This window comes from Streptomyces sp. SID5785 (assembly GCF_009870065.1).
Lineage (GTDB): Bacteria > Actinomycetota > Actinomycetes > Streptomycetales > Streptomycetaceae > Streptomyces.
Window position 1 is genome coordinate 1 of sequence record NZ_WWIA01000369.1, and the last position, 7,029, is coordinate 7,029.

The window sequence follows — 7,029 nt, forward strand, 5'->3', positions numbered from 1 at the left end:
GCCCGCGCCCGTCGCGCCGGCGCCTGCGGTGCGGGCGGCGCGGCCCGTGGCGTACGCGCGGTCCACGGACGACGGCGGGTTCACGGTGCGGCTCGACCCGGCGACGCTGCCGGCGGGACCGCTGGACTTCGTGGCCCGGCTGCGCCGTGACCCCAAGGAGCGCGAGATCCGGGTACCGGTGCCCGGTGACGGGCTGGTCACGCTGGCGCCGGACGCGCACAGCCTCGCCGAGGGCCGCTGGGACTGCTACGTCGCGCCGCACGGCACCGACCGGCGGCGGCGTCTGCGCTGCGGGCTGGCCGAGCGGGCCCGCCGGGTGGGGGCGAGCCCGCGGGTGGGGCCCGACGGGGTCGCGGCGTGGCTGCCGTACGCCACGTCCGACGGGTTCCTCGCGCTGCGCACCTGGCTGCGGCCCGCGCACGCCGAGGTGCTGCACGTCGAGGCCGGGCCCGAACGGGCGGTGGTCGGCGCGCAGTTGCTCGGGTTGCGCGGCGGGCTCGACGGGGCGCGGGTCGTGGCGGTCGCCCGGAGCGGCGCGGAGCGGGACTTCTCCGTGCCGGCGGCCCGGGTCGGCGACGGGCACTTCGAGTTCACGCTGCCGTACGCGCAGGCCGGGGGCCCGGGCGGGGACGACGGGCGGGACGACTGGGTGCTGTGGCTGCACCGGACGGCCCCGGCGGCCGCGCCGGTGCCGATCGGCCGGATCGGCAGCGATGTCCTGGACCGAAACAAGACGGATCTCTTCCCGCAGGGGCACGGCGGGGTCGGGCTGCACTTCACGGGGGCGCATGACCTGGGGGTACGGGTCCGCGCCCAGGATGTCGTGACTCAGGTCACATAAAGATCCTGTCAGTTTCAGGACAACCTTGTTCGGCGATCAACAGTCCTCTTTGCGACATCACGGCCATTGTCCGCGACCGCCACCGCGGGGCCGCCCTTCGTACCCACCGAGGTTCTGCATGAAGCTTCGCCGCGCACTGGTGACGGCTGCCGCGACGGCCGCCGTCGCCCCGCTCGCGCTCCTGTCGGCCCCGGCCGCGTTCGCGGACGGCGAGCCGGTCACCGACGCGAGCCCGTCGGTGACCGCGTCCGAGACCGCTCCGGCCGAGACGCCCGCGAGCACCGACCCCGCCGCGTCCTCGCCGGCCGCGACCGGGACGACGTCCGAGGCGCCCGCCGCGTCGGCGTCCGAGACCGTCTCGCAGTCGCCGGAGACGTCCGCGTCCACCACCGCGACGACCACCCCGTCCGGCAAGCCCACCGACTCGGCCGAGCCGAGCGACGAGCCGTCCGAGGGCCCGGACCAGGAGTGCACCGACTCCAAGGCCGACGTGAGCATCACCGGCCTGCCCGGCAAGATCGCCCGCGGCAGCGGCTGGCACCGGTTCTCGCTGAACATCACCAACAACTCCGACTCGGTCCTGAGCGACCTCGGCTACTTCGCGGGCGCCTCCGCCGACAAGGCCGGGGACAACCTGTTCCGCAGCAAGCAGGTCCGTCTTCAGGCGCAGAACCCGGAGACCAAGCGCTGGGAGAACGTCGGCGAGGACGGCTACGCGGTCGGCTTCGTCGGCTACTCCGACACCCTGGAGCCCGGCTACGAGGTCAACATCCCGATGCGGCTCGACGTGACCTCCGCCGCCCCCGTCGGCGCGGCCTTCTCCCTCGGCGCGTCCCTGTACGGCGACGCCGACGGCGAGTGCACCGGCTACGGAGAGGTCGCGTACCGGTTCCGGATCGTCGGTTCCGGCACCGACACCTCCGGCACCAAGCCGCAGGAAGGCGGCAAGGTTCCGGTCGCCACCGAGCCGACCGCCCGGTCCGAGGCGCCGCAGACCACCGGCTCGCTCGCCGAGACCGGGTCCAGCTCCATGCTGCCGACCGTGGGCCTCGTCGGTGGGATCGCCGTCGTCGCCGGTGCCGGTGTCGTGTACTCGGTGCGCCGCCGCAAGGTGAGCTCCGAGGCCTGACCGACCGGCCGCAGGACGCGCGAAGGACCCGCACTCGGAGGGGGGTGCGGGTCCTTCGCCGTCCGCGACGGGCGCGGGGGTGCGGTCACTTCTTCGGCGGCACCTCGGGCAGGCCGAGGAACGGCAGCTTCAGCGCGCCGAACGCGTCCGCCGGGACCGCCGGGTTCTTCGGCTCGACCGCCGCGAGCCGCACGTACGCCGCGCCGGGCTCCGGGCGCGGGTCCTTCTCGCCCTTGTTCGGCCAGTACGACATGGCCCGCTCGGCCTGCGCGGTGATGGTCAGCGACGGGTTGACGCCGAGGTTGGCCGAGACGGCCGCGCCGTCCACCACCGAGATGCCCGGGTGCCCGTAGAGCCGGTGGTAGGGGTCGATGACGCCCGTCTCGGCGCTGTCGCCGATGGGGCAGCCGCCGAGGAAGTGTGCGGTGAGCGGGGTGCCCATGAGCTCGCCGACGTTGGACCCCGCGAAGCCGTTGATCTCGGCGGCGATCGCCGAGGCGCCCTCGGTCGCGGCCCGGATCTGCTTCGGGTTGGGCGACCCGTGGCCCTGCCGGGCGGTGAGGAGCCCCTTGCCGACGCCGTCCGCCTTCAGGTGCGTCGTCAGCGAGTTGTCCAGGGACTGCATGACGAGGCCGATGATGGTCTTCTCCGACCAGCGGCGGTTGGAGAGCGAACGGACCAGCTGGGTGGGATGCTTGACCGCGTTCGCCAGCCAGCCGACGGCGCGGGACGAGCCCTCCGCGTAGGGGACCTGGAGGATGGACATGCCGCCCATCGCGTTGGAACCCTTGCCGTAGCGGACCGGCTCGATGTGGGTGTTCTCGTCCGGGTGGATCGAGGACGTGATGGCGACGCCCCGGGTGAAGTCGGCCTGTGCGCCGTGCCGCTTGCGGTAGCGCCGGTCGGTGGTCTGCGCGCCGACCAGCGCCTCCGAGTTGGTCCGGGTCAGCTCGCCCAGCCGCTTGGACAGGTACGGGAGTTGGCCGCCGCTCTTCATGCGGTGCAGGAGCGTCTGAGTGCCGTAGGTGCCGGCCGCGACGACGACGCGGGGCGCGCGGAAGACACGGCCCGCGGACTTCTTCCGGTCGTCGGTCGGCAGGGTCGCGACCGCGTAGCCGCCCTGCGAGTCGTCGGTGACGGAGACGACCGTCGTCATCGGGTGGACGACGGCTCCCGCCTTCTCGGCGAGGTAGAGGTAGTTCTCGTTCAGGGTGTTCTTGGCGCCGTGCCGGCAGCCGGTCATGCACTCGCCGCACTCGGTGCAGGCCTTGCGGGCGGGTCCCGCACCGCCGAAGTACGGGTCGGGGACCTGCTGTCCGGGCTGCGCCCTCACCTCGTCGCGGCCGTCCGCGTCCTCGCCGTCGCCGAAGAAGACGCCGACCGGCGCCATGTGGAAGGTGTCGCCGATGCCCATCGACCGGGCCGCCGCCTTCAGGTGCACGTCGGCCGGGGTCATCGTCGGGTTGAGGCGGACACCCAGCATGCGGCGGGCCTGGTCGTAGTACGGCGTCAGCTCGTCCTGCCAGTCCGTGATGTCCTTCCACTGCGGGTCCTCGAAGAACGGCTTCGGGGGCACGTAGAGGGTGTTGGCGTAGTTGAGCGAGCCGCCGCCGACCCCTGCTCCGGCCAGCACCATCACGTTGCCGAGCAGGTGGATGCGCTGGATGCCGTACATGCCGAGCTTCGGGGCCCACAGGTAGTTCTTGAGGTCCCAGGAGTTCCTCGGGAGGGTGCCGGGGGCGAAGCGGCGGCCCGCCTCCAGGACGCCGACGCGGTAGCCCTTCTCCGTGAGGCGCAGGGCGGTGACGGCTCCGCCGAAGCCGGATCCGATGACCAGGACGTCGTAGTCGTATCCGGAGTCTTGCTCGGCCTGCGCCATGGGGCGTCTCCTTGTGCGGGTGGGTTCTGGTGCGGGTCGGGATCGGCTACTTGAGGCGGAGCTTCTTCATCAGGCTCAGGCTGGTGGTCATGAACTTGGCGTACGCCGCGTCGTCCATGCCGAAGGACGGCGCCATCGGCATCACCCGCTGGTGGGCGACCGTCTGGGCCTCCGTGTACTTGAGGATGCCCTCCGAGCCGTGGCGGCGGCCGAGCCCGGAGTCCTTCATGCCGCCCATGGGCGACTGGACGCTGCCGTACGCGGGGGCGTAGCCCTCGTTGATGTTGACGGTGCCGGTGCGCAGGCGCCCGGCGACCTCGTGACCGCGCCGGGCGTCCTTCGTCCAGACCGAGGAATTGAGCCCGTACGGCGTCGCGTTGGCCTGGGCGATCACCTCGTCCTCGTCGGTGAACCGGTACACGGAGACGACCGGGCCGAAGGTCTCCTCGGTGCAGACCGCCATCGGCGCCTCGACCCCGTCGAGGATGGTCGGCTCGAAGAAGTAGGGGCCGATGTCGGGGCGGGCGACGCCGCCCGCGAGCACCGTGGCGCCCTTGGCGACGGCCTCCTCGACGTGCCGGGTGACCGTGGTCAGCTGGCGCTCGCCGACGAGCGAGCCCATGTCCGCCCCGTACGCGAGGGACCTGCCGAGCCGCATCGCCTTGGTGCGGGCCGCGAATCGCTCGAGGAACGCGTCGGCGACCGCCTCGTGGACGTACAGCCGCTCGATGGAGATGCACAGCTGGCCCGCGGACGAGAAGCAGGCGCGGACGGCGCCCGCGGCGGCCTTGTCGACATCGGCGTCGGCGAGCACCAGCATCGCGTTCTTGCCGCCGAGTTCGAGGGAGACGCCGACCAGACGGGCGGCGGCCCCCTGTGCGACCTCGCGGCCGGTGCGGGTGGAGCCGGTGAACGAGACGTAGTCGGCGTGCTTGACCAGCTCGGGGCCGACGACCGGTCCCTCGCCGAGCACGACCTGGAAGACCTCTGCGGGCAGCCCGGCCTCGATGAGCAGGTCGCGGGCCCACAGGGCGGTCAGGCAGGTCTCGGTGTCGGGCTTCATGACGACCGCGTTGCCCGCGACGAACGCGGGGAGCGCGTCGCCGACCGACAGCTCGAGCGGGTAGTTCCAGGGGGCGATCTGACCGATGACGCCGCGCGGCTGGCGCAACTCGGTGACCTTGGTGAGGGTCGGGACGGCGCCGGTGTGCCGCTTGGGCCTGAGGTAGGCCGGGGCCTTGCGGCCGTAGTGACGGGAGGCGACGGCCACGGCCTGCACCTCTTCGTGCGCGTGCAGGCGGGCCTTGCCGGTCTCCAGCTGGATCAGGTCGAGGACCTCGGCCTGCCGGGCGAGCACCAGGTCGTGGAAGCGCAGCAGGACGGCCGCCCGCTGCCGCACCGGCGTCTTCGCCCAGACCTCCTGCGCGGCGCGGGCCCGCTCGAAGGCCGTCGCGACGTCCTCGGGGGTCGACTCCGGCAGGTCGGCGAGCTTGTCGCCGGTGAACGGCGTGTGGTTCGCCGTCCGCCCCGAGCCGACCACGCCCCGGGTGAGCTGGGCGACCAGCTCGGGCGTGACCACGTCGGCGGCGGTGCGCGCGCCCTCGGGGGCGGCCGCGGTCGGGTTGGTTCCGGTCTTCTCGGGGGTGGCCTGCGACTCCGTCATGAGGGGGAGGGTATGCCGAAGCCGACGCTTTCGGTACCCACCGGTAACGGGCTTTCACCGACCGCACACACCACGCCAGCGATCGCTGGCAGCAAAGGCGCTGATCAGCGCCTTTCGCGGGGCGCCGCGCGGTCGGCCCGGTCTTTCAGCTCACACCGACCTCAAGTCCGTCCCGGGCACCCTTGAACGTGTCCGTGCCCTGCTTCTCGTACGACGCCACGCCCTTCGGCATGACCACACCCATGTCGTAACGTCCCTGGTCGTCGACCACGTACAGCCGCATCTCGCGCATGACGGCGCTCTGGTCCGCGTTCAGGTACGTGATGTCGAGCTGCGCGGCCGGCTTGCCGTCCACCGTCGTCCTCGTGACCGTCTTGTGGATGTCGGAGTACCCCTTGCCGGCGTACGAGTCGCCCACGCTCGTCGCCCAGCCGACCGCGTCCGAGCCGCCCGTGCCCGGTGCCCAGCGCTTCAGGCTCAGCGTCACGTCGCTCTTCGGGTCGGTGTACTGGACGCCGTCGTCCTCGCGGAAGACCTCGCTGAGCCGGTCGGGAACCGTGATCACCGCGTCGATCCCGGACTCGTCACGGACGGTCCAGGAGCCCTGCGCGGCGGGCGGTCCCTCCTCGTTGATCTCCTCGCCGGCAGCCGCGGACGCATCGTCCTCCGCGTCCGCGCCGGCGTCCTTGTCGGCGTCCTTGTCGGCGTCCTTGTCCGCGCCGCCGGACGGTGCCGTGGTGCGGCCCGCCCCGTGGCCCGCGGCCTTCCCGCCGCCCGTGCCGTCGTCCGCGCCAAGCGTGGTCGCGAACCAGACACCGCCGCCGACGAGCACGACCCCGAGCAGGGCGGCCACGACGAGCCCCGCGGGCGAGCGACGGCGTGACACTGCGGGGGCCGTGGTCCCCGCGCCGGGTGCGAGCGGCAGCCGCGCCGTGCCCGGGTCCTCCGCGGGGTGCGGCGTCTCCACCGGCTGCGGCGACTGCGGCAGCCGTGCCGTCTCCCCGGACCGGTCCGGGTGCGCCGCCGTGTCCCGGGCCACCGCCGCGAGCCGCGCCTGCGCCGTCGCCGCGTCGGGACGGGCCGCCGGGTCCTTCGCGAGCAGCTCGTCGATCAACGGGCCGAGCGCACCGGCCCGTTCGGGCGGCGGAGGGGTGTGGGAGAGGATCGCGGCGAGCGTCGACTCGAGCGTCGGGCGCCGGAACGGCGACAGGCCCTCGACCGCCGCGTACAGCAGCACGCCCAGCGACCACAGGTCGCTCGACGGCTCCGCGTCGCCCGACATCCGCTCGGGCGCCACGTACTCCAGCGAGCCGACGAACTCGCCGGTCATCGTGAGCGACTCCTCGCCCTGGACGTGCGCGATGCCGAAGTCGGTGAGGACCACCCGGCCGTGCGGGCCGAGCAGCACGTTGGCCGGCTTCACGTCCCGGTGCACGATGCCCTTGGTGTGCGCGGCGTGCAGGGCCCCGAGCACGGCGAGCCCGATCCGGGCCGCGTCCGGCGGCGCGAGCGGGCCA

The 7,029-nt window shown here is 73.2% G+C and carries 4 protein-coding genes and 1 pseudogene; 2 read left to right on the forward strand and 3 right to left on the reverse strand.

Annotated elements, in window-relative coordinates; all coding sequences use genetic code 11:
* Window positions 1–841, forward strand: a pseudogene (locus tag GTW43_RS12065) (glycosyltransferase family 4 protein); the annotation flags it as partial.
* Between the two features lie 118 nt (window positions 842–959).
* Window positions 960–1,970, forward strand: a complete 1,011-nt coding sequence (locus GTW43_RS12070; RefSeq protein ID WP_161301650.1) for a hypothetical protein — start codon at window positions 960–962, stop codon at window positions 1,968–1,970.
* 85 nt (window positions 1,971–2,055) lie between these two features.
* On the opposite strand, the gene GTW43_RS12075 is transcribed toward GTW43_RS12070, so the two are convergent.
* From GTW43_RS12075 to GTW43_RS37995, 3 genes are all read right to left on the reverse strand, one after another.
* Window positions 2,056–3,849 (reverse strand): GMC family oxidoreductase, encoded by a 1,794-nt coding sequence (locus GTW43_RS12075; RefSeq protein ID WP_161301651.1) that lies wholly within the window; start codon window positions 3,847–3,849, stop codon window positions 2,056–2,058.
* A gap of 46 nt (window positions 3,850–3,895) precedes the next feature.
* Window positions 3,896–5,512 carry a succinic semialdehyde dehydrogenase gene (locus GTW43_RS12080; protein ID WP_161301652.1) on the reverse strand — a complete coding sequence of 539 codons (1,617 nt, stop codon included), beginning with the start codon at window positions 5,510–5,512 and terminating at the stop codon, window positions 3,896–3,898.
* Between the two features lie 145 nt (window positions 5,513–5,657).
* Window positions 5,658–7,029, reverse strand: a 1,372-nt coding sequence (locus GTW43_RS37995) for a serine/threonine-protein kinase (protein WP_161301653.1), incomplete at its 5' end; no start/stop codon positions are given.